We start from the raw sequence: 22,974 nt of genomic DNA, 5'->3' as shown, positions 1-22,974 counted from the left end.
GCCAGCGCCGCCATCGTCATCATGTTACGCAGCCTGAAAATGTATGGAATGGCGCAGGCCGTGAGCGATCTCATGGAGCAAGGATCGCCGGCGTTCGAAGCGGCTGTCCCCATCATCTCCCAACTGCTCAAAGCCGAAACCGCCGAACGAGAGGTCAGATCGATCGCCTATCAGATCAAGGCGGCGCGCTTCCCCGCCTACAAAGATCTGACCGGATTCAACTTTGCCTCCAGCGAGGTCAATGAAGCTCTGGTGCGACAACTCCATCGCTGCGAGTTCATCACCAATGCCGACAATGTCGTTCTCGTCGGAGGCCCCGGAACCGGAAAGACGCATCTGGCGACGGCCCTCGACGTTCAAGCCGTCGAACATCACCGCAAAAAGGTTCGCTTCTTCTCGACGGTCGAACTGGTCAATGCGCTCGAGAAGGAGAAAGCCTTAGGAAAAACCGGCCAGATCACCGAACGGCTGGTTCGCAACGATCTCGTGATCCTGGATGAACTCGGCTATTTGCCATTCAGCCCGTCCGGCGGGGCCTTGCTCTTCCACCTGCTCAGCAAGCTCTATGAGCGCGCCTATGAACAGCGGCGGCAAAGTGTACCACTGAACCGGCTTTGGGGGCTGCTGTGACGGCGGCGCAAAAGTGTACCGGTCCTGATAGGCCGAACTCGATGTCATCGACTGGCATGGAGAGGCCGAAAGGATGTTCACAGTGGAACTCTATGCCCGGGTGAGACGCGCGGTGATGGCGGAAGGGCTGAGCCGGCGGGAAGCGGCCAGGCGCTTCGGCGTGCACCGCAATACGATCACGAAGATGCTTCAATATTCGGTTCCGCCGGGGTATCGGCGTCGGGAGCGGCCGATCTCGAAGAAGCTGGGGCCGTATATGGCCTGGATCGACAAGGTCCTGGCGGATGATCGGCTTGTTCACGCCAAGCAGCGTCATACGGCACAGCGGATATTCGAACGGCTGCGGGACGAAGAAGGGTTTTCCGGCGGTTACACGATCGTCCGGGAATATGTCGCGCAGGCGCAGTTGCGGTCGCGCGAGATGTTTATTCCACTCAGCCATCGACCGGGGAATGCGCAGGCGGATTTTGGCGAGGCGGACGCCTATATCGCCGGCAGGAAGGTCCGCTTTCATTATTTTTGCATGGACCTGCCGCATTCGGACGGCTGCTTCGTCAAGGCCTATCCGGCGGAGACGGCGGAAGCCTTCTGCGACGGCCATGTCGCGGCCTTCGCCTTCTTTGGCGGCGTCCCCCAGTCCATTCTTTACGACAATACGCGTCTCGCGGTCGCCAGGATCGTGAAGGGTGGAGAGCGTCTGCGTTCGCAAATGTTTGCGGAACTCCAGAGCCATTACCTTTTTGCTGATCGCTTTGGCCGGCCCGGCAAGGGGAATGACAAGGGCAAGGTCGAGGGGCTTGTCGGCTATGTCCGGCGCAACTTCATGACGCCACTGCCCGTGGCGGAGAGTTTCGAGGCGCTGAACGCGAGGTTCCTGGACGCCTGCACGAAACGACGGCGGGCGATCCTGCGCGGCCAGTCGACGCCGATCGGCGAACGCATGCAGGCGGATATGGCGGCATTCCTGCCGGCGCCGCCGGCTCCCTATGACGCCTGTCACAAGGTCGCGACGCGCGTGTCGTCGATGGCGCTGGTGCGCTACCGCAACAACGATTACTCGGTCCCGACGCGCTTCGGCCATCGGGAGGTGCTGGCCAAGGGCTATGTCGATCGGGTCGAGATTGTCTGCGGCGGGGAGACCATCGCCGTGCATGCGCGCAGCTACGGCAAGGCCGAGTTCATCTACAACCCGCTGCATTATCTCGCTTTACTCGAACACAAGAGCCGCGCGCTCGATCAGGCCGCGCCGCTCGACGACTGGCGGCTTGCCGACTGCGTGCATCGTCTGCGGCGGCTGATGGAGGCGCGCATGGGGAATAGCGGGCGCCGCGAGTTCATCCAGGTGCTGCGGCTGATGGAGGACTTTCATCAGCATCAGGTCGAACAGGCGGTCGCGGAGGCGCTGCGTCTTGGCGCGATCAGCTTTGACGCAGTGAAGATGCTGCTGCTGGCCAGGCTGGAGAACCGGCCCGCGCGGCTCGATCTGACATTCTACCCCTACCTGCCGGCGGCTACGGTCGGCGCGACGGATCCGCGCGCCTATCTCGGGCTCGTCGCCGGCGCGAGCGTCATCGCGGGCGTCATGGAGACGACCGCGGGAGGTCCGGCATGACCACCTCGCATGAGACGGGTTCGCAGACGATCGTCGCGCCGCAGGTGCTGCTGGGTAATCATCTCAAGGCGCTGAAGCTTCCCACCTTCGCGCGCGAATATGAGAAGGTGGCGCTGGAGTCGGCGCAGGACCGCGCCGATTACCCGCGCTATCTGCTACGCCTGTGCGAACTGGAGCGCATTGATCGCGAGCGGCGCAATGTCGAGCGCCGCATCCGGCTGGCGCGCTTTACGCAGGTCAAAAGCCTCGACACATTTGACTTTACCGCCCAGCCTTCACTCAACAAGCCGCTCGTGCTGGAGCTGGCGCGGTGCGAATGGATCGAGAAGCGACAGAACTGCATCGCCCTTGGGCCAAGCGGAACGGGGAAGACCCACGTCGCGCTCGCCCTGGGGCTCGCCGCCTGCCAGAAGGGGTTCAGCGTCGCGTTCACGACCGCCGCGGCTCTTGTGCACGAACTGATGGAGGCGCGCGACGAGCGCCGCCTGCGCGCGCTGCAAAAGCATCTCAACACCGTCAAACTGCTGATCGTCGACGAGCTGGGCTATGCGCCGTTCACGACGGTCGGCTCAGAGCTGCTCTTCGAGGTCTTCAGCCAGCGCTATGAACGCGGTGCGACGCTGGTGACCAGCAATCTGCCCTTTGATGAATGGACGTCGGTGTTTGGCTCCGAGCGTCTCACCGGCGCATTGCTCGACCGGCTCACCCATCATGTCCACATTCTGGAAATGAACGGCGAGAGCTATCGGCTCTCGACCGCAAAGAAAGCGCAACGGCGAAACCGCGATCTCCCCGACGCGCCCGCAATCGACAAAGGAGGCGCCGACACGACGAACTGATCGCCGTCGCGCGCGTTGAACCGCGCTGCGCTACGCTCCGCGCGCCTCAACGCCCGCGTCAACTAAACTACAAGGGCCGTGCGGCCCTTTTCTCGAAACCAGACCGGTACACTTTTACCCCGCCTTCATGCACACTTTGTCCCCGCCATTGACAGTTGACAATCTTGATGAGCACGTCGGTCATGTAGGCGAGCGGATCGACGCCATTGAGGTTGCACGTTTCGATGAGCGAGGCGACGATCGCCCAGTTCTCGGCGCCGCCGTCTGAGCCCGCGAAGAGCGCGTTCTTGCGATTGAGCGCGATGGGGCGGATCGCGCGTTCGACGATGTTGGAGTCGATCTCGAAGCGCCCGTCGTCGAGGAAGCGCGTCAGGCCGTCCCAGCGCGATAACGCATAGCGGATCGCCTCGGCGAGCCTGGTCTTCTGACTGATCAGCGCGAGTTTCTCGCGCAGCCAGGGTTCAAGCGCGTCGAGGATGGGACGGGATTTCTCCTGTCGCGCATCACGACGCTCGCCAGGACTCCGACAGCGGATTTGGCTTTCAATGGAATAGAGCGCGCCGATGCGCTCGAACGCTTGCGCAGCGATCGGCGCGGGCCCCGCTGCGGCGAGTTCGTAAAAGCGCCGGCGGACATGCGCCCAGCAGAAGGCGAGCGACACGCTGTTCTTCTGCGCCAGCGCCTGATAGCCGGCGTAACCGTCGACCTGCACGATGCCCGTGAAGCCGGCAAGATGGACGAGCGGCTGCTCTGACTTGCGGTTTTGCGCATAGACATAGACGGCGAGTGGCGGATCGGCGCCGCCCCATCGCCGATCGTCTCTTGCGTAAGCCCAGAGCTGGCCGGTCTTGGTGCGCCCGCGTCCGGGGTCGAGCACCGGCGCCCTCGTCTCGTCGGCGAAGATTTTCGTGGAAGCCCTAATCTGTTCGAGGAGGCGCTCGTGCAGGGGCCGCAAATGCCAAGCGGCGCGTCCGACCCAGTCGGCGAGCGTCGAATGGTCGAGCGCAATCCCCTGTCGGGCGTAGATCTGCGCCTGGCGGTAGAGGGGAAGATGATCGGCGTATTTCGAGACCAGCACATGGGCGACTGTCGCCTCGGTGGGCAGGCCACCCTCGATCAGTCGTGCCGGAGCGGGCGCCTGCACCACCGCGCCCTCACAGGCCCGGCAGGCGTATTTTGGCCGACGCGTCAAAAGCACCCCGAACTGCGCCGGAACGACATCGAGCCGCTCGGAAACATCTTCGCCGATCTGGTGCAGGACGCCCTTGCAGCAGGGGCAGGCCTTGTCCTCGATATCAACGATCGTCTCGACGCGCGGCAGATGTGCGGGCAACGCGCCCCGGTTGGTGCGGCACTTTCTGGCCGCCTTCTCACGTTCAGGGGCAGAGCTGGCTTCTGCTTCCGCGGCTGCGACGGCTTCCGTCTGCTCGACCTCTTCGAGCGCGAGCAGCATCTGGTCCTCGGGGAGCGTCTCAGCGCGACGCCCAAAGCGATGGCGCTGCATCTCCTTGATGATCTGAACGAGGCGCTCGTTGCGCGCCCGCTCGGCGAGCAGCATCGCCTTCAGCTCGTTCGGGTCGTCGGGAAGTTTCTCGATCGCCTGCGCCATCGGGGGCAGAAGACCATATTTCGCGCCGACTTTCGACGATCTTCGACGCCCTGATTCACTGTGTCGCGGCTCATCCCGGCAACGCCGGCGCCGGCGTCTCTTTCGTATGCACGCGCTTCCAATCGAGCCCTTCGAGCAGCGCCGAAAATTGCGTCGCGGAGAGTCGCATCGTTCCGTCTTCGATCTTCGGCCAGCGAAACTCGCCATCCTCGAGCCGCTTGGCGAAGAGGCAGACGCCTGCGCCGTCCCAATAGACCAACTTGATCCGATCTGCGCGCTTGGCGCGGAAAACGTAGATCGCGCCGTCGAAAGGGTCCGCTTTCATCGTTTCGCGCACCAGGGCGGCGAGGCCTTCGGCCCCCTTGCGAAAATCCACGGGCTTCGTCGCCACCATCACGCGCACCGCGCCAGTCGGGCCGATCATGACCGGGCCTTCAATGCGACAACGATCGCCGTGACCATCTCGATATCGGCGTCGCGCCAGATCCAGACGCTCGCGCCATCAATGTCGAGTTCGATCACATGCGGCCGGAACGTAGCTGCGTTGCTCTCAGACGGTAACGCCGTTGGCGCTGTCCCCCGCGGCTCAACAACGGCCGGCGCGAAGGGAACCCCATCGGAAACCACTGCCTTTTGGCGTGCTTCGCGCCGCCAGGTGAACAATTGCTGCGGGGTCAATCCCCGCCGCCGCGCAACCTGCGAGACAACTACGCCAGGCTGCAGCGATTCCTCCACGGCTTCCGCCTTCTCGTCATCCGACCATCGGCGTCGGCGTTCTCTGCCGCCCGTGATGACTTCAATGCGCTGGACAGTCTCGCCCTTAGGGTCAAGCGTATGATTAAGTCTGGACACAAGCCTTACCTCCTGCAGAGGATCAGACTCGCAGCTGTCGCTTCCCGTTTTGAAGGTGAGGTCAGGACATCGCTTACGTTCCGTTCCGTTGTCGCTGACAATCATCAGCGTCTTGCCGCGCTGGGCGATCAGCGCGTCGAGCTCTCGCGCAACGCGACGACCGCCGATCGACGTGTCCACGGCAAGCGCCAGACATTCCCGGGTGAAATCGTTGACCACGACGAGCACGCGAAAGCGACGGCCGTCGCTGAGCGTGTCCGACACAAAGTCGAGACTACATCGTTGATTGCGCTTGACCTGCCCCTGAACTTTCATCCAGCGGCGGGTTGAGTCCTTCCGGTTGATACGCCCGAGGGCGCGAATGGAGCAACAGGCGATCGGCGGAGTTGGTCCGGGTTGCGCAGCCGATCGCCTGTTGCGGTGAGATTGGCCGCGAAGGCGGCGGGCGTCGCATAGCCGAGGGCCGAATGCGGGCGGCGGTGATTGTAGTCCTGGGCCCAGGCGCTGATCTTCTCCCGGGCATGGTCGAGCCCGAAGAACAGCGTCTCGTTCAGCAGTTCGTCGCGCATGCGCCCGTTGAAGCTCTCGCAGAAGCCGTTCTGCATCGGCTTGCCCGGCGCGATATAGCGCCACTCGATCCTGTTCTCGCTCGACCACGACAGCACGGCGTTCGAGGTGAACTCCGTGCCGTTGTCCGAAACGATCATGCCGGGCCTGCCGCGCCATGCGATCAGCGCCGACAGTTCCCGCGCCACGCGTTGGCCCGAGATGGATGTGTCGGGGATCGCCGCGAGGCATTCACGCGTCACGTCGTCGACGATGTTCAGGATGCGGAACCGGCGTCCGCAGGCGAACTGGTCATGCACGAAGTCCAAAGACCAACGCGCATTCGGCCGCGCCTCGACAGGAATGGGCGCCCGCGCGCCGACAGCCCTTCGGCGGGCGCGCCGCTTTCTCACCGTCAGCCCTTCCTCGCGATAGAGCCGGTAGATGCGGTTCTTGCCCGACGTCTCGCCCTCCTGCCGCAGCAGCACGAACAGCCGCCGATAGCCGAAGCGCCGGCGCTCGTTGGCGAGTTCCCGCAGCCGCTCCCGTAACGGCTTGTCGGTCGGCCGCTTCGAGATGTAGCGGACGGTCGCGCGATCGACGGCGACAATCTGGCAGGCCCGACGCTCCGACAGAGCCATGGCGGCTCGCAGATGCACAACGGCTGCGCGCTTGGCGGCGGGCCCTACCATTTTTTTGACAAAAGCTCCTTCAGCGCCGCGGCTTCCAGCATCTGATCGGCCAGAAGCTTCTTCAGCCGCGCATTCTCTTCTTCGAGCGCTTTCAACCGCTTGGCCTCGGAGACGTCCATGCCGCCATATTTGGCCTTCCAGTTGTAAAGCGTCGTCTCCGACACAGCATATTTGCGAGCCAGATCCGCCGCCTTCGCGCCCGCCTCGTGCTCCCGCAAAATCCCGATGATCTGCTCTTCCGTGAACCGCTTCTTCTTCATCTCGTCCGTCCCGATATGGCCGGACTCTAATCGCATCTGGTCGAGTTTCTCAGGGGCAGGTCACGCTGCCGAGGAACCGTCATAGGCGCCCGTGTGCCGATCGCTCGCTTTCGCCCGCTGCGCCGCCTCACTGTCAGTCGCTCTTCCCGATAGAGCCGAAACAGCTTTTTGTGATTGACGACGACGCCGGCGAGCTTGAGCAGAATATGCAGCCGACGATAGCCGAACCGCCGGCGCTCATTGGCGAGCGTCTTCAATCGCTCGCGTAGCGTCCCGTCATCGGGACGAGATGACGCATAGCGATACGTTTTCGGCGCAATGCCGATAAGATCGCAGGCGCGACGCTGCGAATAGCCCTTTGCTTCGATTGCCCAGTTCACGACTTTTCTCCGTGCGCCGGGCGTTAGAAGTTTTTTCCGAGCGCTTCACGGAGCGTTGCAACGTCGCGCATCGACTCGGCGAGCAGCTTCTTGAGCTTGCGGTTCTCCTCTTCAAGAGATTTCAACCGCTTGGCGTCCGAAACCTCCAAGCCGCCGTATTTCGAACGCCACGTGTAAAAGGTAGCGTCGCTGATCCCGTGTTTGCGACAAATCTCTGAGACGGCGATCCCAGCCTGATGCTCCTTCAGAACCCCGATGATCTGCTCTTCGGAAAAACGACTCTTCTTCATCTCTTACTCCTCGCTTTGAATTCCAGTTCAAAACGAGGGCGTTCAAGGGGGCAAGGTCACCACATCCAAAGTGTTAATCATAGGCGCAGCGAAAAGGGAATCCCCGCAAACCTCGATTTCCAAACAGGCTCTAACCCAATCAACCAAAAACAACCTCGTCATCGGGCTGCTAATCCGGCGATCCGGTACGTCGCCTCATAATCACGAACCAATTGGGCAAAGTCGTATTTCGCTGACATTTCCTGCGCTCCTCGGGCAAATCGCACATAATTATCGGCGTCGAGCATCGCACGCATTGCTTCGGCAAGCTTTGCGACAAAAGCGTCGTCATCTTCCAAATTTGGAACGAGAATGCCCGCCGTTATGTTATTGGCCTCAACCATAAGCCGGAGTTCTCCAATATCAGTTGAGATTACGGGTTTGTATTTCATAATCGCCTCGACAATTGTAAGTGGATATGACTCTCCGGCAAATCTCGTGGGCAGCAGCGCGCAATCACACATGTCATAGAACGCCATGACTTCGCGTTGGTACCCAAGAAAGATGACGCCCGGCCTCTTGTGGTAGGCGTCGTGAAAATGCTGGTAATGCGGCCCCTCTCCACACAACACAACGTATACAGGGACGTCACTTTCGGCTCGTACTTTCTCGAGAGCTTCCACGGCGATATTCCATCCCTTTGACTGGATGGCGCGCGAAGCTACGCCGAAAACAAAAGCATTATTTTCGATTCCGAGAGATTCTCTCGTGTAAGGGAAAGTCGCAACGCGAACAGGCACTGCGTTTGGCAATTTGGTCGTCAAAGCTCGATCGAGACCAAGAGCGTCGAGCGTCGAGAGGTTTTTCTCGCTAATATAAACCCAATGTCGTACCGCGTTCATGATCGACTTTAAGGTTTCGGGATCGATATCGGAAATCTCATAGGATCCGTGGTGGGTCACAACATAAGGCAATTGTTGCTTCTGGATAGCCCTGTGAAAATCCACGTCGGCGGAGACGTAATGAGTGTGAACCAAATCGATTTGGTGGCTTTCGAGAAAGCGATCGAAGCCAATATCTTCGATCAGCTTCCGCTCGAAAACAGGAATTCGTGAGTCGAGACGCCCTCGAATCTCTTCGTTTTCACCCGCCTCGGTCAACGTCATGACCGATACTGTATAGCCACGTTCGACGAACGCGTTCGCCAAATTGATAGGGAAAATCTCCCCACCCCCGGTGAAGAACCCAATAATGATCATCAAAACATGACGTCGCTCCCGACGCTGTTTCAGAATCGTGTTCAAATGAAAGACCTTCGAAAAATTTCGTTCTGCTTCTTTCTTGAATTCAGCATAGAAAAGACCCGCGACGCGCCTGTAAAACGCGAAGACAGCCGGTTGGCTGAGGCCAAATTGTCGTTGGAGCTCGAGCGCGATACGAAAATGCTCCTCGAAAAACACAGCGCTATGAGTTTCACCACGGGAGGAATTGTCGACCTGCGAATGAAAGCGAGTAACAGTTCTCGGGTCGAAAGCGATTCGCCCACCGCGCGCAAAATGCATGTACAAATACCATTCGCCGCACACACTATATGTTTGGGCATCAGCCCACACCTCTCTCTCTAACGTCTGCTTTCGAATGAGGCATCCACCCACGCTATCGATAAGGTTCTGCATGCCGAACGGACCTTTGAACCATGCGGACGCAGCGTCGATGCGCGGCTCTTTTCCTAGTCCATGCTCGACCCTTCCCCAGTAGTTGTCCGACTCTGAGCTAAAAAGCCCCTCGGATGACGGCTGATCAAACGCGCCAAAAGCGATCATGACGCTTGAATCGCTAAAATACGGCGCAAGAGTCTCGAGGAACTTTTTGTCGCATTCAACGTTTGTGCCGAAAAACCACAATAAGTCCCCATTCGCGAGTGTTGCGCCTTTCTCCCACTGATGGAAAATATTTCCTGAAGGCGCGTCGTCCACGATCAACTTCACAGGAATTGCGAGATCTTTCGTTGCTCGCTCGATGACCTCATGGCGGCCGTCGCTGGATGCATCGTATAAAATTATTATTTCGACAGGAGACCATTCTTGTATAGCAATTGAATTGATGTGCTGCTCAAGCAAACTGGCGTTCTTGAAATTGGGAACGATCACGGAGACCTGCAATCGCTTGGAAGAGGCAGGCCGTTTAGCGCGCATATTGCTGGGCAGCCTTCCTTCGCCCCTTCCGTGCGTGAGATAGTGGTAGAATGGATTTAATCCGGCGCCCTGAACGTCTTGATAGCGCTTCAAATAAAAAGCGGTCGAAAACCATGCGCACGGGTCGCGATACTCTCGCCATCCAATTTCATTATAGTGAGCTAATAACTTTTCATCATCGAGATGCTCGAGATCTGGATAAAGAAATCGATAGAAAACAGGATCAAAGCCATCCTTGATGAGGGCGTCAACCTCAATCATCTGCCTATAGGCGATGTAAGCTATCACGCTTCTCACTGAGTATTGCGTCGTCATTTATGGCAACATCGAACATGCGCCGAGTCGCCCATGACGACAATCCCTCAGGCGCCGAACTACCAGATATTGAGCAACAGACACCCCGGCTGTAGGCACGAACATATCCGGGACATAATTTGACGCCCGAGTAAGCGGCACAGCCAATTTCAAAACCTCGCTCATCGATTTTCAGCGCCGCTTTGGCGAACGGCGGCAAGTCCTTCCCTTAGGAATTCGCCTCCTGCGGCAAACCGATTTCCATCACCCCGGGGACGATCCTGCACGGCGCGAAACTGCCGCTGATCGTTTGGTTTTGGGCGTCCTACTTCATGCGCACCGATTCCGACGGAATTTCCTTGCCCCAATTGCAAGGGCGACTCGCGTTGGGCTGGTATAAAGTCGTTGCCGCCCAGCTGCGCCACGCCATGAGCGCTCGGGATCCCCGTTCGCCTGCGGGGATGGTCGATGTCGATGAGGCGACTCCCCCCTTGCGGGGAACGAACGAGCTGTTCTTGGGCGGACGCGGTCGCCCTCGTCAGGACAAAATGCTTCTCGGCGCCGCGGTTGAGATCGAATCTGAAGGTCCGGGGCGCACCCGTCTCGGGAAGGTCGCGAACTACTTCGCAGCGTCGTTGCATGGTTTCGTCGACGTAAATTTGGCGCAAGGCGCGACCATCGAGACTGACTGATGAGCCGCTTATCCGGAGGCGACCGGCGTCGATCGCGGGACCCATGTAGCAGGCGTGATGGCCGCCCATGTTGTTTTGCCGTGGATCCATCGCGTCGTCTCTAATCCGAAGATCTAGGCGCTCATCTTCTATCGTGGGATGCGGGATCAGTGTCTTCAAAGCTATCTGGACGAGCTCGTCCTTCGCTTCAACTTACGCCAATCGCGTCAAGCCGACTTCCGCCCTGTCTTCTCCATCGCCCGCGCCACACAGGCTGCTACATAATTACTGTCGGCCAAACCTGAGCTTCGGAATGAGCCTCCGCCCGTATTCATGACCGCGCGTTTCCTTCTCAAGGCTATGGCCTTGCACGAAGAGCTATTGAAGCTCGACCGTCTCCACCTTCCTCAGTATCACATAGAATTACACGATTTCAAGCAATAATATTTTTTATGTCAACAATGGGCCTCGGCGCACTGCCTGGAAGAATAAAAGTCCGCTGCGGCAGGACGCCTCGCCCCCATACTCGCTCTCCAGCTCATGCCCAAAGACATACTTCGAGGCGGATCAGTTCATTCTTCATCGGGGGTGAACCATGGAGAATTTGCCCACGATACGCCTCAAGGCGGCATTATTCGCCTACCGGACGCATGTCGACCATGCAACACCAGGGACGATCTTGATCGCAGCGTCCAGACGTACACGACCATTGGTTTACCGCCCAAATTCGTCCTTCCAAAAATCGTTAGCGCTGGTCTCGATTCTTTCTCCAAGTGTCACCCGCAAAAAGGCGCGCCCTATCGCTGGAGGGAGTCGCCCCCAAGTAGCAAATTATTGCCGGACAACCTCCGAATTTGACAGCAGGTTCTCTCTGGAGCTTCCCGGATTGAGGCCATAGTAAGACTCTAGGAAATTGCTGTAGCTTCGAAATGTGCAGGCGTGCCGCTTAGCCCACTCATTGGACACGTTCAGCTTAAGAATTGCGTCGTTTAGAGCCACAGGGTTGCGAATGAGCGCATAATCGAAAACCACTCCGAAGTCCTCGTATTTGACACGATCTGCCTGTGCGCCGATGTCAAACACCAAAGGTGGAAGTCCGAGAGCGAAGGCGATGGAAAGCGAATAACAATAGGTCTCTGGCCAGATCGACGGGAACAGCGCAAAATCAGGCTCAAGCTTCTCGATCATCGATATGCACTGGGCGACCGTACTGTAGCGCCCTGTTTCCACAACATTTACTTCGCGCATTTTTTCTTCGCTCGAAGAGTAGCCCACTATATAGTATTCGATTGGCAAAGAGCGCAGTTTTGCATCGAGCGCCAGGGAGTAAAGCACATCGCGTCCTTTGTGGGCTCCGATAGCGCCGATCGTTACGACACGAATTGTTGAGCGTCCGGCGTGAGGCGAAAGAAAGGCGACATCGGTAAACGATTCCTCATGCTCACGAACGACGAACGATAGGCCGGGGAAATGGTGGGATAGCCGCTTTTGAGTATCCTCCGAAGGCACGAACACCTGGTGCGCGTGTTTCAAAAACGATCGATATGCCTCCTTTCGTTCCGCGGGATCGACGACGTCTACGGCGGCATTGTCATTTCGTACACAAATCCGGCAATCGGCTAATGTCATGACATCGCAATAGCGAGCTTCTCGATCCACCATATGGTGACGATGGCAGATCGAGTCATAATCATGCAGTGTAACGAAGAACGGGCCCGACCTGTCGCAAAGCATCTTCATCAAAAGATTCGCTGAAGTCCAATTAACGATCGCAAACGAATGCACGTGGACAATTTCAGGATTCAGCCAATCGAGAAACTCTGCGATGAGGTTCACATTGGCCTTTATGTTAACCGGGCTGAGCGAAGGTAAGTAGATATTCTTGCCTTGATCGAACAGACGTATAGTGGCGGTATCATTTTTGACGTAAAGCAACGCCGTCGTCATTCCGGACTCTTCGAGCCGCTCAGCGAGGCGTTCTACATGGGTCGGAATGCCGCCGCTACTTTCGATCGTGATAAGGACCGCGGAACGAGGGCCGATATGACGCGCTAATCGATAAAGATCGAGTCGCATACGAGCGTCGAGCGCAGAATCGGCGTGGATGAACGCGCTGACCTGAGACTGATAGTCCGGATGCTTCCTTGCGAGAGCAAGTTGACCGGGCTCATACTCCTCTACACGAAACTCATTGAAGGAGACCTGACCACTGTGATAGACGAAAACGTCATGCGCGAATAGATTCTTGTAACCGGCTTTTAAGGCGCGCATACAGAAGTCGTTCTCCTCGCCATAGCCTCGGCCGAAAACGAGATCGAAATCGCCGATTTCATCGATAACGGATCTACGCATATAGAAACAGAATCCGACGCCCGTCGGCACGCGCGTGCTTCGTCCCTTATTAGAAACGCTCGCATACTCATCAAGTTGTTCTAATGTGCACTCGAGTGCAAGAAAATTAGCACGATTCGTATCGGGATAACTGCAAATTGACGCGTTGTTGGAGAACGGCGTCACAGTCGCAACTCTCGAATCATTCTTGGCATGTTGAAGCAGGCGGTCGAGCCAATCGCCATAGACGAGCGTATCTGCGTTGAGCAGGACCACGTCATTGTGTGGCCGCATTTGCAATGCCTTGTTGACGGTCTTTACGAAACCAAGGTTTTCGGGGTTTTCGACATACACGAACAAGCCTTTCTGCGCCAAAGCCCGCAGCTTTTCCGTCAGGTTTGACTCGGGGCTCTTGTCGTTAACGACAATAAGATCAAATTTACATTTCTGCGGATTACAAAGAGCAGAATAAATCGCGGCCAAAGAATCATCGTAGCCTTTATAGACAGGCACGATTACGCTTACATTGAGGTGTTCTTGGTCTGTCATGGGCGCCAGCTTTGCCCATTGTTCGTCCGTGGGGGCGACAGGACGCGACCATCGTTCCACACCCATAGGATTGGGCTTCAAGCCATTCTGCCGTCCATGGCGCAGATAGTGATGAAATGGATTCACGCCCGCCAACTTAACTTCGGGATGGCTGGACAGGTAATAATTAGTCCAAAAATACGCAGTTGGGTTACGCCCTTCCTTCCAGCCATAGTCAACGTAGTGACTGACCGGATTAACCTTAGCCCTTGCGATGTCTGGATTTTCATCGCAATAAAATCGCGCATCGAAATGTGGAGCAATCGCCGTTATCAGCTCCATCCTTTCGGCTTCTCTTGCGACTGATTCCTGGTCGCCGCCCATTTGTGTCGACGACGCTGCTTGCGTGCGCGAATTTTCTGCGGTTACGATGAAGTGATAAAATGGATTGATATCTGAGTTGGTAAGAAAGGAGTTGAGCGCAACATATTGTTGCGTGTCGAAATCCTCTCGAGGATTGAAACCCTGCTTCCAGCCGGATTCTAAGTAGTGATCAATAGGCTCAAGCCAGCTGAGCATAGGCCCATATTGTCGCTTGTAAAATGTTTCATCGAAAAGATAGGCAATTTCTTTTTTTTGTATTTCCAGCCATTCAGCCGGCGTTTTTGGAGCAGTGGCAGTCTTTTTTCCAAGTTGCGCGTAATGCAACAGAGGATTCATAGAAAGTTGGCCACCCGGCATATTCTTTTTTGCATAATATAACGTGTGGAAGCAGGAGGCGGGATTTCGGCCTTCCTTCCAACCATAATTGTGAAAGTGATCGTGTGCAGATATCCCTGACGCAACGACATCAGGGTATGCCGCGAGATAGAACTTCTCGTCGACGACCAACACTTCGGCTCCTGAAGAATTGACGAAACCAAGAAGTTTACGCCAGTAAGCTTTGCTCATCGGTCACCTCGGAACAAAGAGAAATTCGGGTAGGGGAGTCGTCCTTCTGCGAAGCCTGACCGCTCAAAGTGCTGCTGTCCCGATTCAAATATGTTGTCCTCGATCGCAGCGACGATATCCGGGTATTGCTGTCGATAAAAATCCTCATCGACCTTGATCGGCCGGGGTTGCCGGTTCTCCTTGTAGCCATAGAGACGATAGTGTTCGGCTGCGCTGTTTACAAAGCCAGCCTCAATTGCGCGTCCGACATCCTCGTATCGCGCTAGATACCAGTCTTCGTCGACTCTTATGCTAGACACGGCCGCATTCAATAAAATTTCGAACAGATAGCCAGGAACGATATACTCGGGCTGCTTGTCCCCATAGACGACCTTGGCATAAAGTCTATTTAATTCAGTGAATATCACTGGCGATCTCCTCCAAGGTAAGACGCATCCGAGTTGCTCAGCTAGTTTTCCGCAAATTCCTCTAGTGGAATTTGATCGGCGTCACGCGCCGCCATAGCGGGACCCCGCACTAGTAGCCACTGTCGCACTTCGGTGAGAAGTAATTCAAGGCTGCATCGACAACCTTTATGGAGCGACGCGGGTTACGTTGCCTTGTGATGAACGCGCCGAACTGGAGGGCTTGGCGCGCTCGATCAGGACGGAACGCCGCTCGCGAGTGAAGGCGCAAATCGTGCTGAGAGCTGTCGATGGCGCGGCGACGCGGGTGATTGGGCGCGCGCTCGGTTGCACGACCGGAACGGCGTCGAAGTGGCCCGTGCGCTATGCGAGGAACCGCCTCGCTGGCTTTTCGGAGGTTGGCAAGCGCGGCGCCGAGTCCGAATACGGGGTCGAGACGGACCGCCGCATTCGGTCGCTGCGCGACGCGAACCCGCCGGAGGGCTACGCCAACTGGACGGGACCACTCATCGCCAGAGCGCTCGGCGATGTGCGCGCGCAAAATGTTTGGCGCTACTTGCGCGCCGACGATATCTACGTGTCCGGCCGCAAATCGTGGTGCGAAAGCAACGACCCCGAGTGCATTAGCAAGGCGGCCGAAATCATCGGGCTCTACATGGCGCCCCCCAGGAACGCCATCGCGCTGGCGGTCAACGAAAGCACGTCGATCCAGACGCTCGACGCTTAGCAGGGTTATTCGAAGCAGCCCAATAGTCACGTCATGACCGCACAACCTTATGATTACAAGCGCCATGTGACCGCTATGCTGTTCGCCTCCCTCGATCGTTCGAGCGGCGAAGTTGTCTGCCGCCATTACAAAAGATGCAGGCGCATCGATTTCCTCAACTTCATGAACAATCTCGTCGCCGCGTATCCGGAGCGAGTAATCCATGTGATCCTCGACAATCTATCCACACACAAGCCCTGGCGCGACATGTGGCTGAAGCGCCACAAGAACCTGTATCTCCATTAAAGACCTACCCTGCCTCCCGGCTCGATCAGATCGAAATCTGATTCTCGATTCCGGCCCGGAAATCGCTCGACGGGCCCTCCTTCACCAGCGTCGAGGAACTCGTCGCTGATATCGACGCATTGACCGTCGGTTGCAACCAAAACGACGGACGGCTCGGATGGACAAAGTCCAAGTTTCACCAGAAACGGCTCAAATCGTGCTTCGCGCACCAGTGATCCCGGGCGCTTGTAGATCGCTTCCAGGGAAGGGATCCTTTTGGGCGCATCCAACACAAACCGGCGACTCATGAAAGGGCCTGAATGCATAGGAGCGTCTTCAATGAAGCGGTCTTTTGGTTGCGCGCCAATTTAGTCGGCACATTGCCAGTCCTCCCAAACACGGATTCTTTATTGCCACAACTTGGCGATATCAACAAGCCTCTGCATTTTCAATTGATTGGCAACAAAAATCGCTTGGCGTCGGCGTAAAAAATGCTGCTGTCGCCCCGAAGTATTATGCTCGAGGAACCTTGTGAGCTCCTCAACTGTGCTTCACGCCCGCGAACCCCGTCGCTGTCCGAGGGTTCTGAAGTGAAGCACATCGCGCCCGAACACTCTGTTTGATCAACGAAAAAGCCCCGTTTCGGTTAAAATCCTGGCCTATTGCGGCCCTTTGAGGGCAAGAGACCCCATAGGGAGGGGGAATAGTGAGCCTATCCAACGGGACGTGTGTCGCACAGCGCCTCGCAATCCACCAAAGTTATAGGCGGTCACCGTCATCCGCACTTGCTGAAGATGGCTTTGCCATAATCAGCCTGCGAAGTGTCAAGGCCCCGCCCCACCTCAGTCAAAGAGGCGGCTTCGTCCCAAGAATCGGGATGCGATTTCGTCGTTATCCGCTTGGAAGCGCTTCATCAACTGCTCCCGCTCGTCCGCGCTGAGGATGTCGTAAGCAGCAAATGCCGGTGCGCTCTGCTCGCGCATGATTTGGGCGCGAGATCGCTTCAACGCGTCTGGCGCGTCTTTTAGAGCCCGGTTTGCCTTGAGCATGAGACGCACGCCGTCGGAAGAGAGACCCGGATTCACTGCGGTGGCAGGCCGGTTCCAACCTGCGCCAATCACGCCAAGCTGGAGGAGAAAGTCGTCAAAGAGATCATCGAACTCGCGCTTGCCATAAACGCGCACCGTTACGGAACCTTGCCCAAAGACCCCTTCAAGGGTGTCGATGAATTGCTTGTAGTCCAATCGCCTTCCAAGCCTCTTGGCAAAGCTTTGTATGTCTTCGGTTTCGCCGAGAGACTTGACATGGTGGTTATATATTGACTCGAGCAGTTGATCCTGACGTTGCACATAACAGATGGGTCGAATCGACCATCCGTCAAAAGCATCCCTCACAGGGGCATAGGAATGGGCGCCGCGAATAAGACAAAATTCTTCGGAGCTAACGACTGCTTTTTTGCCAGCGATTTCCATGCGCGCCTTGCGCCAGAGGCCGCTTTTGTCTCCATCCCGAAGCGTCCAGGCGAGTTCATGATGACCCCAGCTCACGGCGTTATCGAGCGCGCCCGTGACCGGACGGAAGATGCCAGCCTCGTTCAGTCGATCAGCGTAGTCGAAGAGGAACTTTTGTATCGCCGTGGTGCCGGTTTTATGTACACCAACGTGAAGGTACAGAATCGGTTTCATGACCTCAATCGCTATGAAAGGACGATCTTATGGCCATGGAAGTCCTGCTCGACGTTATGCCTGCCCTTCTGAATGTTCGTGCGGAAGTTCACGCTTTGCGGCTCATCACCTTCCATGATCATGCTCTCGATGGCGGACCGGTACCGGTCCTCGTTTGATCGGTGCGCGAGAAACAATTTGTTGGAAATATAGGCCACAGGGACGACAGCGCGCGGCGTGCTCAAAAATGCGTTTACAGCCTGACTAACGCCAATAGTCAGCGGATTGAGGAAATCATCCACGGCGATGAGGCCTTCAGATCCCAGAACCTGCTCGCAAAGAAGAAGGTCACGATACACATTTTCGAAGTCATGCGCCCCATCGATGCTAATGAAGCGGGGCTGCTGGATGGCCGCCGCAATCTCGTGCGGCGTCACGCTGGATGATTGCCACCGCCAAATCGCGAAGGACTTTTTGCCGTCAGGGCCGAATACCCTACCAAGCTCATCCACCACGCGCTGCTCCGCCGAATACTGGAACGTATCAATACCCAGCGCGGTAGAATTGGTTGCTATCGCGGAATTGACCAAAACCGCAAAGTATTTGCCACAGAAAACACCTATCTCGAGAAGGTTTCCCGTGATACCTTGTTCGGCCTACCAGCGGAGAATACCATCGTTCTGTGAGCTGTCGTCTTATTAAGCCAACCCGGTATACGGTCGATTTGGTCATAGATGGCATACCGTTCGGTCAAAGCGTTTACAGGAGGTTGCATAACGCCCTTATTCAACTTTCCGTAAGAGTTTAGTGGCTCGGCCAACAGGTAACTCGAAGGTAAACGGTTAGATATCCTACGCGCAATAGCTTCAAAATTATCTTTCTATTGCGTCGATGTCCCGATCAGTTACCATGTATCTTCAGCAAGATTCCTTGTGGGGGCTCAACCGAAACTTCGTTGTGCCGGAACGATAATACGATTCTCGTGTCCAATGTCAACGACCCGCAAAGCATACGCCGCCTTTGGATGCCGCAATAGCCTCGGCCTGAGTCTGATGGCGAAGGCCGGCAACTTCTCCCCGTGTCATGGTGAACGGGGTTCCGTTTGAGGCCGCTGAACCGCCCCCAAGCATGCAGGTCGCAGGACAAGCCAGAAAACGTCGAAACACAGCCCTTTCGTTAGCGACATCTGCCCACTGCTTGCGCGTTTTTCAGAATTGAAGCAGACGCCGAGCAAGTAATTTTTAGCTTTATAGCGTAATGTTTTTATTATATATTCTGATATTCAGCCGCCATTTCGCGTCAGGCTCGGGACCCATCAATTTTGCTTGAGATGTGATTCGAGGCCTCCGGACAGGGAGGCGTTGACGGGCGATTTGTTTTTGCTCAACGAAGCGCAGATGGCTCTGATTTCCCTTTGTTTTCCTTGTCACACGGAGCGCCTCGGGTGGACGATCGCCGCGTGATCAGCGCACCCCCGGCTGAAATTCCGGATAAGACATACGTTGACTCGAGCCTATGGGTTGATGTTGCTCCGCTCGAGGGGGGCAAACGGGGATGGGTCTATGAACCTCATCTTCACTGCGACCGCTGACGGATCTCATCGGCGGGATAGGGAAATTCCCACCCCCGGCGGGCCTGCGGAAACGGCGCGCGACCGATGCCGGCGCCGTAAGGCCGTATGTCCGCTTCTGCGACTGAGGTAGCTCGCTCTACGCTGTGCGAGCGAGGGTTGCTCGGTGTTCCGAGCCGAGCCTCAGCGCAGGAGAGCGAGCCATGGAGCGGTCTACAGAAATTTTTGTTGGGATCGACGTTTCGAAGGCGCGCAATGCGATTGCCGTCGCCACGGAGGGACGCAGCGGCGAGGTGCGTTATGTCGGTGAAGTTGACTCCTCCGTCGACAGTATGCGTCGCTTGATCAAGCGCATTACCGCCAAACACCCGCAGGCACATTTTTGTTATGAAGCCGGACCGACCGGCTACGGCCTGCACCGGCTCATCATTTCCATGGGGTTCGCTTGCTCCGTCGTGGCGCCCTCGCTCATTCCGCGCAAGCCAGGCGATCGGGTCAAGACCAACCGGCGCGACGCCGTTGCGCTCGCCAAGTTGCTTCGAGCCGGGGAATTGACTGCTGTGTGGGCGCCGGACGAAAGCCATGAAGCGATGCGCGATCTGGTGCGCGCTCGATCCGCCGCGGTTGAAACACTGCGTGTGCATCGTCAGCAGGTGAGCGCATTCATGCTCCGTCACGGTCGGATTTTTCCGCGCAAAACGACTTGGGGCGCTCGTCATCTTCGTTGGCTGCAAGAACAAAAGTTTGATCATCCAGCCCATCAGATCGCGCTGCAGGAGATGGTCGAAGCCGTGAGAATCTCCAAGGAGCGCGCGGAGCGGCTCGAGGCGGCGATCAAAGAGTTCATACCCCAATGGTCGCTGGCGCCTGTGGTCCGGGCGCTCCTGACATTACGCGGGATTGATCTGCTTGTGGCAGTCACCTGCGCCACGGAGCTCGGTGATTTAAGCCGTTTCGATAATCCGCGTCAGCTTATGGGCTATCTCGGCTTGACCCCGAGTGAACGCTCGACGGGTGACACGGTTCGTCGCGGCGGCATCACCAAGGCCGACAACGGACGTGTCCGGCATCTGCTGATTGAAAGCGCCTGGACCTACCGTCATCCGCCAAGGGTCGGAAAAGAGAAGCTCTACAAAATTGAAGCCGCGCCGCCGCGCGTAAGGGAGATCGCGTGGAAAGCGCAGAGTCGCCTTACAGCTCGCTATCGCGCACTCAGCGCACGCGGCAAAAAGACAACCGTCGTCTGCGTTGCAATTGCGCGGGAACTCGTTGGCTTCATGTGGTGCATCGCAAAGGAGGCGCAAGTCGCCTAAGCGACGGTTGATTGTCCGCTCGCGCATGGGCGGGGACTGGATCACGGCAGGGGAATACCCGTCAGACGCTTTGTGGCCGGCGACAGCCGACGCCCGATGTAAGATAGGGAAAGCCCCAGACGCATTTTCGGGAATGCGGTAACCAACCCGCGCATAAGAGCTTGATCACCGACGTCTTTCAGATCCAGTCCCTACCCCTGCGCGATAACCTTCCCTTGACGCTGCTGCCCGTGGCGCGAAGTCGCTCGTCAAAATTGTTGACTGCGGACATAAGAGCGCTGTTACGGCCCCACCTTCAAACGCGAGATTAAAGCGACGAGTCTGATCTCCTGATTTGGAGATAAGGCTTGTGTCCAGACTTGATCCTTCGCTTGAGCCGAACGGCTCCGGGTTACGGCGCATCGAGGTAATCACTGGAGCTGGCGGGCGGCGCCGGTGGTCTGAGGACGAGAAGGCGCTGGCGGTCGAAGAGTCGCTGGCTCCCGACGCGGTCGTCTCGCAGGTCGCGCATCGACATGGCGCGACGCCACAGCAACTCTTCACCTGGCGAAGGGAGGCGCGCCGCAGGGCTGAGGCGGAGGGCGTCCCGCCATTTGTTCCGGCGATTACGGAGAACAGCGGCGCCGCCGTGCGCGCGCCGGCGCCTGCGCCGAAAACGGAGGCCGCCGCTCCGGTCGTGGAGATCGAGATCGGCGAGACGCATGTGTGGATCTGGCGCGACGCGGACATCGGCATGGCGACGGCGATCCTTCGCGCGCTGCGAACCTCGCCGGGGGCGAAGTGATCGGCCCGACGGGCGCGGTGCGCGTGATGGTGGCGACGAAGCCGGTCGACTTCCGCAAAGGCGCGGAGGGTCTCGCGGCGCTGGTGCGCGAGACGATGCAATGCGATCCCTTCGACGGCGCGATCTACGTCTTTCGCGCCAGGCGCGCCGACCGCATCAAGCTGGTCTTCTGGGACGGCGCGGGCGTGCGCCTCTTCGCCAAGCGGCTGGAGGACGGGGAGTTCCGCTGGCCCAAGATCGAAGACGGAGTCATGCGTCTGTCGGCGGCGCAATTTTCGGCGCTGCTGGAGGGGCTCGACTGGCGACGCGTCCACTGCGCGAAAGAGACGCCGGCGCCGGCCTTGCCGGGATGATGCGACACAGTGAATCGGGGCGTCGAAGCGTATCGAAAGGCGGCGGAGAATATGATCTTCTGCGGTTATGGCGCAGGCGATCGAGACGCTTCCCGACGATCCGAGCGAACTGAAGGCGATGCTTCTCGCCGAGCGGGCGCGCAACGAGCGCCTCGTTCGGATCATCAAGGAGATGCAGCGCCATCGCTTCGGACGGCGCGCAGAACGCTTCCCGAAGGCCAGATGCTGCTGGCGCACGAAGAGGTCGAGCAGACGGAGGCCGGCGCGGCGGCGGCGACGGAAGCAACATCCGCCGCCGAACGCGAGAAGGCGGCCAGAAAGCGCCGCACGAACCGTCGCGCGCTGCCGGCGCATCTGCCGTGCATCGAAACCATCGTCGACATCGACGAGAAGACTTGTCTCTGCTGCAAGGGACTGCTGCACAAGATCGGCGAGGATGTTTCCGAGCGTCGTGCAGGTGGACGGCTATGCCGGCTATCGCGCGCTGGCGCCGAAGAACAGCGTGTCGCTCGCCTTCTGCTGGTCGCATGTCCGCCGGCGCTTCCATGAACTCGCCGCCGTTGGCGCGGCGCCGATCGCTACGCAAGCGCTCAAGCGCATTGGCGCCCTCTATGCCATCGAGAGCGACATCCGCGGACGCAGCCCCGACGAGCGTCGTGACGCGCGGCAGGAAAAATCCCGCCCCATTCTCGACGCCCTCGAGCCATGGCTGCGTGAAAAGCTCGCGCTGATCAGCCAGAAGACCAGGCTCGCCGAGGCGATCCGCTACGCCCTCTCGCGCTGGGACGGCCTGACGCGCTTCATCGACGACGGGCGCATCGAGATCGACTCCAACATCGTCGAGCGCGCCATTCGCCCCATCGCGCTCAATCGCAAGAATGCGCTCTTCGCCGGCTCCGACGGCGGGGCCGAAAATTGGGCGATCGCCGCCTCGCTCGTCGAGACCAGCAAACTCAATGGCGTCGATCCGCAGGCCCACATGGCCGACGTCCTCACGAAGATCGTCAACGGCCATCTCATGAGCAAGCTCGACGAGTTCATGCCCTGGGCCTACGCCCCGCACACCGACCTCAGAGACGTGGCCTGAAAGCAGCGCTCTTATGTCCGCAGTCAACAATTTTGACGAGCGACTTCGCGCCACGGGCAGCAGCGTCAAGGGAAGGTTATCGCGCAGGGGTAGGGACTGGATCTGAAAGACGTCGGTGATCAAGCTCTTATGCGCGGGTTGGTTACCGC

17 protein-coding genes and 4 pseudogenes are annotated in these 22,974 nt (G+C 57.9%); 10 read left to right on the top strand and 11 right to left on the bottom strand.

Annotation, left to right across the window (positions count from 1 at the left end; all coding sequences use genetic code 11):
- Nucleotides 1–21: 21 nt before the first annotated feature.
- The 3 genes and pseudogenes from MET49242_RS20625 to istB all read left to right on the top strand — a co-directional run.
- Nucleotides 22–573 (top strand): annotated as a pseudogene (locus MET49242_RS20625) (ATP-binding protein); the annotation flags it as partial.
- 130 nt (nucleotides 574–703) lie between these two features.
- Nucleotides 704–2,242 (top strand): IS21 family transposase, encoded by a 1,539-nt coding sequence (istA, locus tag MET49242_RS20620; RefSeq protein WP_051134102.1) that lies wholly within the window; start codon nucleotides 704–706, stop codon nucleotides 2,240–2,242.
- On the top strand, nucleotides 2,239–3,081 hold the full coding sequence (gene istB / locus MET49242_RS20615) for an IS21-like element helper ATPase IstB (protein WP_036285753.1): 843 nt from the start codon (nucleotides 2,239–2,241) through the stop codon (nucleotides 3,079–3,081). Before istA ends, istB begins: the two co-directional genes overlap by 4 nt.
- Nucleotides 3,082–3,148: 67 nt before the next feature.
- Here the strand turns inward: istB and MET49242_RS20610 are convergent, their stop codons facing one another.
- The 7 genes and pseudogenes from MET49242_RS20610 to MET49242_RS20570 all read right to left on the bottom strand — a co-directional run bounded on the left by MET49242_RS20610 (nucleotide 3,149) and on the right by MET49242_RS20570 (nucleotide 10,199).
- Complete coding sequence (locus tag MET49242_RS20610; RefSeq protein WP_051134363.1) at nucleotides 3,149–4,690, bottom strand: IS66 family transposase; 1,542 nt, start codon at nucleotides 4,688–4,690, stop codon at nucleotides 3,149–3,151.
- Nucleotides 4,691–4,760: 70 nt separating this feature from the next.
- Entirely contained in the window at nucleotides 4,761–5,114 is a 354-nt protein-coding gene (gene tnpB, locus MET49242_RS20605) for an IS66 family insertion sequence element accessory protein TnpB (protein ID WP_036285752.1), read from the bottom strand.
- Nucleotides 5,111–5,647, bottom strand: coding sequence for a transposase (locus MET49242_RS25655; protein ID WP_244452952.1), 537 nt, complete (start codon nucleotides 5,645–5,647; stop codon nucleotides 5,111–5,113). Before MET49242_RS25655 ends, tnpB (MET49242_RS20605) begins: the two co-directional genes overlap by 4 nt.
- A pseudogene (locus MET49242_RS26290) lies at nucleotides 5,621–5,830 on the bottom strand (DDE-type integrase/transposase/recombinase); the annotation flags it as partial. The gene MET49242_RS25655 and the pseudogene MET49242_RS26290, both read right to left, overlap by 27 nt.
- A gap of 23 nt (nucleotides 5,831–5,853) precedes the next feature.
- Nucleotides 5,854–7,040 (bottom strand): IS3 family transposase gene (locus tag MET49242_RS20590; RefSeq protein ID WP_371212522.1). Its coding sequence is split into 2 segments (ribosomal slippage): nucleotides 5,854–6,788 and nucleotides 6,788–7,040, totalling 1,188 coding nucleotides; the frame shifts between segments, so codons are not numbered across the junction.
- Nucleotides 7,041–7,108: 68 nt separating this feature from the next.
- A pseudogene (locus tag MET49242_RS25310) lies at nucleotides 7,109–7,710 on the bottom strand (transposase); the annotation flags it as partial.
- Between the two features lie 158 nt (nucleotides 7,711–7,868).
- Entirely contained in the window at nucleotides 7,869–10,199 is a 2,331-nt protein-coding gene (locus MET49242_RS20570) for a glycosyltransferase (protein ID WP_036285745.1), read from the bottom strand.
- A gap of 311 nt (nucleotides 10,200–10,510) precedes the next feature.
- Between MET49242_RS20570 and MET49242_RS23610 the strand changes: the two genes are divergently transcribed.
- Nucleotides 10,511–10,870, top strand: coding sequence for a hypothetical protein (locus MET49242_RS23610; protein WP_051134361.1), 360 nt, complete (start codon nucleotides 10,511–10,513; stop codon nucleotides 10,868–10,870).
- Between the two features lie 810 nt (nucleotides 10,871–11,680).
- On the opposite strand, the gene MET49242_RS20560 is transcribed toward MET49242_RS23610, so the two are convergent.
- Together MET49242_RS20560 and MET49242_RS20555 are read right to left on the bottom strand one after the other, a co-directional pair.
- Nucleotides 11,681–14,659 (bottom strand): glycosyltransferase, encoded by a 2,979-nt coding sequence (locus MET49242_RS20560; protein ID WP_051134360.1) that lies wholly within the window; start codon nucleotides 14,657–14,659, stop codon nucleotides 11,681–11,683.
- Complete coding sequence (locus MET49242_RS20555; RefSeq protein WP_036285743.1) at nucleotides 14,656–15,066, bottom strand: hypothetical protein; 411 nt, start codon at nucleotides 15,064–15,066, stop codon at nucleotides 14,656–14,658. Before MET49242_RS20555 ends, MET49242_RS20560 begins: the two co-directional genes overlap by 4 nt.
- 187 nt (nucleotides 15,067–15,253) lie before the next feature.
- Between MET49242_RS20555 and MET49242_RS23605 the strand changes: the two genes are divergently transcribed.
- Together MET49242_RS23605 and MET49242_RS23600 are read left to right on the top strand one after the other, a co-directional pair.
- A complete protein-coding gene (locus tag MET49242_RS23605) occupies nucleotides 15,254–15,790 on the top strand; it encodes a helix-turn-helix domain-containing protein (RefSeq protein ID WP_051134359.1) in 537 nt (178 codons plus the stop codon).
- A gap of 33 nt (nucleotides 15,791–15,823) precedes the next feature.
- Complete coding sequence (locus tag MET49242_RS23600) at nucleotides 15,824–16,075, top strand: transposase (RefSeq protein WP_051134358.1); 252 nt, start codon at nucleotides 15,824–15,826, stop codon at nucleotides 16,073–16,075.
- An 821-nt stretch (nucleotides 16,076–16,896) separates the two neighbouring features.
- On the opposite strand, the gene MET49242_RS20545 is transcribed toward MET49242_RS23600, so the two are convergent.
- Together MET49242_RS20545 and MET49242_RS20540 are read right to left on the bottom strand one after the other, a co-directional pair.
- A complete protein-coding gene (locus MET49242_RS20545; protein WP_036285742.1) occupies nucleotides 16,897–17,739 on the bottom strand; it encodes a hypothetical protein in 843 nt (280 codons plus the stop codon).
- Between the two features lie 11 nt (nucleotides 17,740–17,750).
- Entirely contained in the window at nucleotides 17,751–18,341 is a 591-nt protein-coding gene (locus MET49242_RS20540; RefSeq protein ID WP_256378622.1) for a class I SAM-dependent methyltransferase, read from the bottom strand.
- A 1,150-nt stretch (nucleotides 18,342–19,491) separates the two neighbouring features.
- Here MET49242_RS20540 and MET49242_RS20535 point away from each other — a divergent pair.
- The 4 genes and pseudogenes from MET49242_RS20535 to MET49242_RS24530 all read left to right on the top strand — a co-directional run bounded on the left by MET49242_RS20535 (nucleotide 19,492) and on the right by MET49242_RS24530 (nucleotide 22,825).
- The gene (locus MET49242_RS20535) at nucleotides 19,492–20,601 is read left to right on the top strand and encodes an IS110 family transposase (RefSeq protein ID WP_036285735.1); all 1,110 of its coding nucleotides are present in this window, start codon (nucleotides 19,492–19,494) and stop codon (nucleotides 20,599–20,601) included.
- Nucleotides 20,602–20,950: 349 nt separating this feature from the next.
- A complete protein-coding gene (locus tag MET49242_RS20530; RefSeq protein ID WP_036288951.1) occupies nucleotides 20,951–21,385 on the top strand; it encodes a transposase in 435 nt (144 codons plus the stop codon).
- Nucleotides 21,382–21,738 carry an IS66 family insertion sequence element accessory protein TnpB gene (gene tnpB / locus MET49242_RS20525; RefSeq protein ID WP_036285737.1) on the top strand — a complete coding sequence of 119 codons (357 nt, stop codon included), beginning with the start codon at nucleotides 21,382–21,384 and terminating at the stop codon, nucleotides 21,736–21,738. Before MET49242_RS20530 ends, tnpB (MET49242_RS20525) begins: the two co-directional genes overlap by 4 nt.
- A gap of 67 nt (nucleotides 21,739–21,805) precedes the next feature.
- Nucleotides 21,806–22,825 (top strand): annotated as a pseudogene (locus MET49242_RS24530) (IS66 family transposase).
- Nucleotides 22,826–22,974: the final 149 nt, after the last annotated feature.

The sequence above is a fragment of the Methylocystis sp. ATCC 49242 genome (assembly GCF_000188155.2).
In the GTDB taxonomy this organism is placed as follows: Bacteria; Pseudomonadota; Alphaproteobacteria; order Rhizobiales; family Beijerinckiaceae; genus Methylocystis.
The sequence above is the reverse complement of the archived record's forward strand: the minus strand, read 5'-3'. Positions and strand labels throughout refer to the sequence as shown.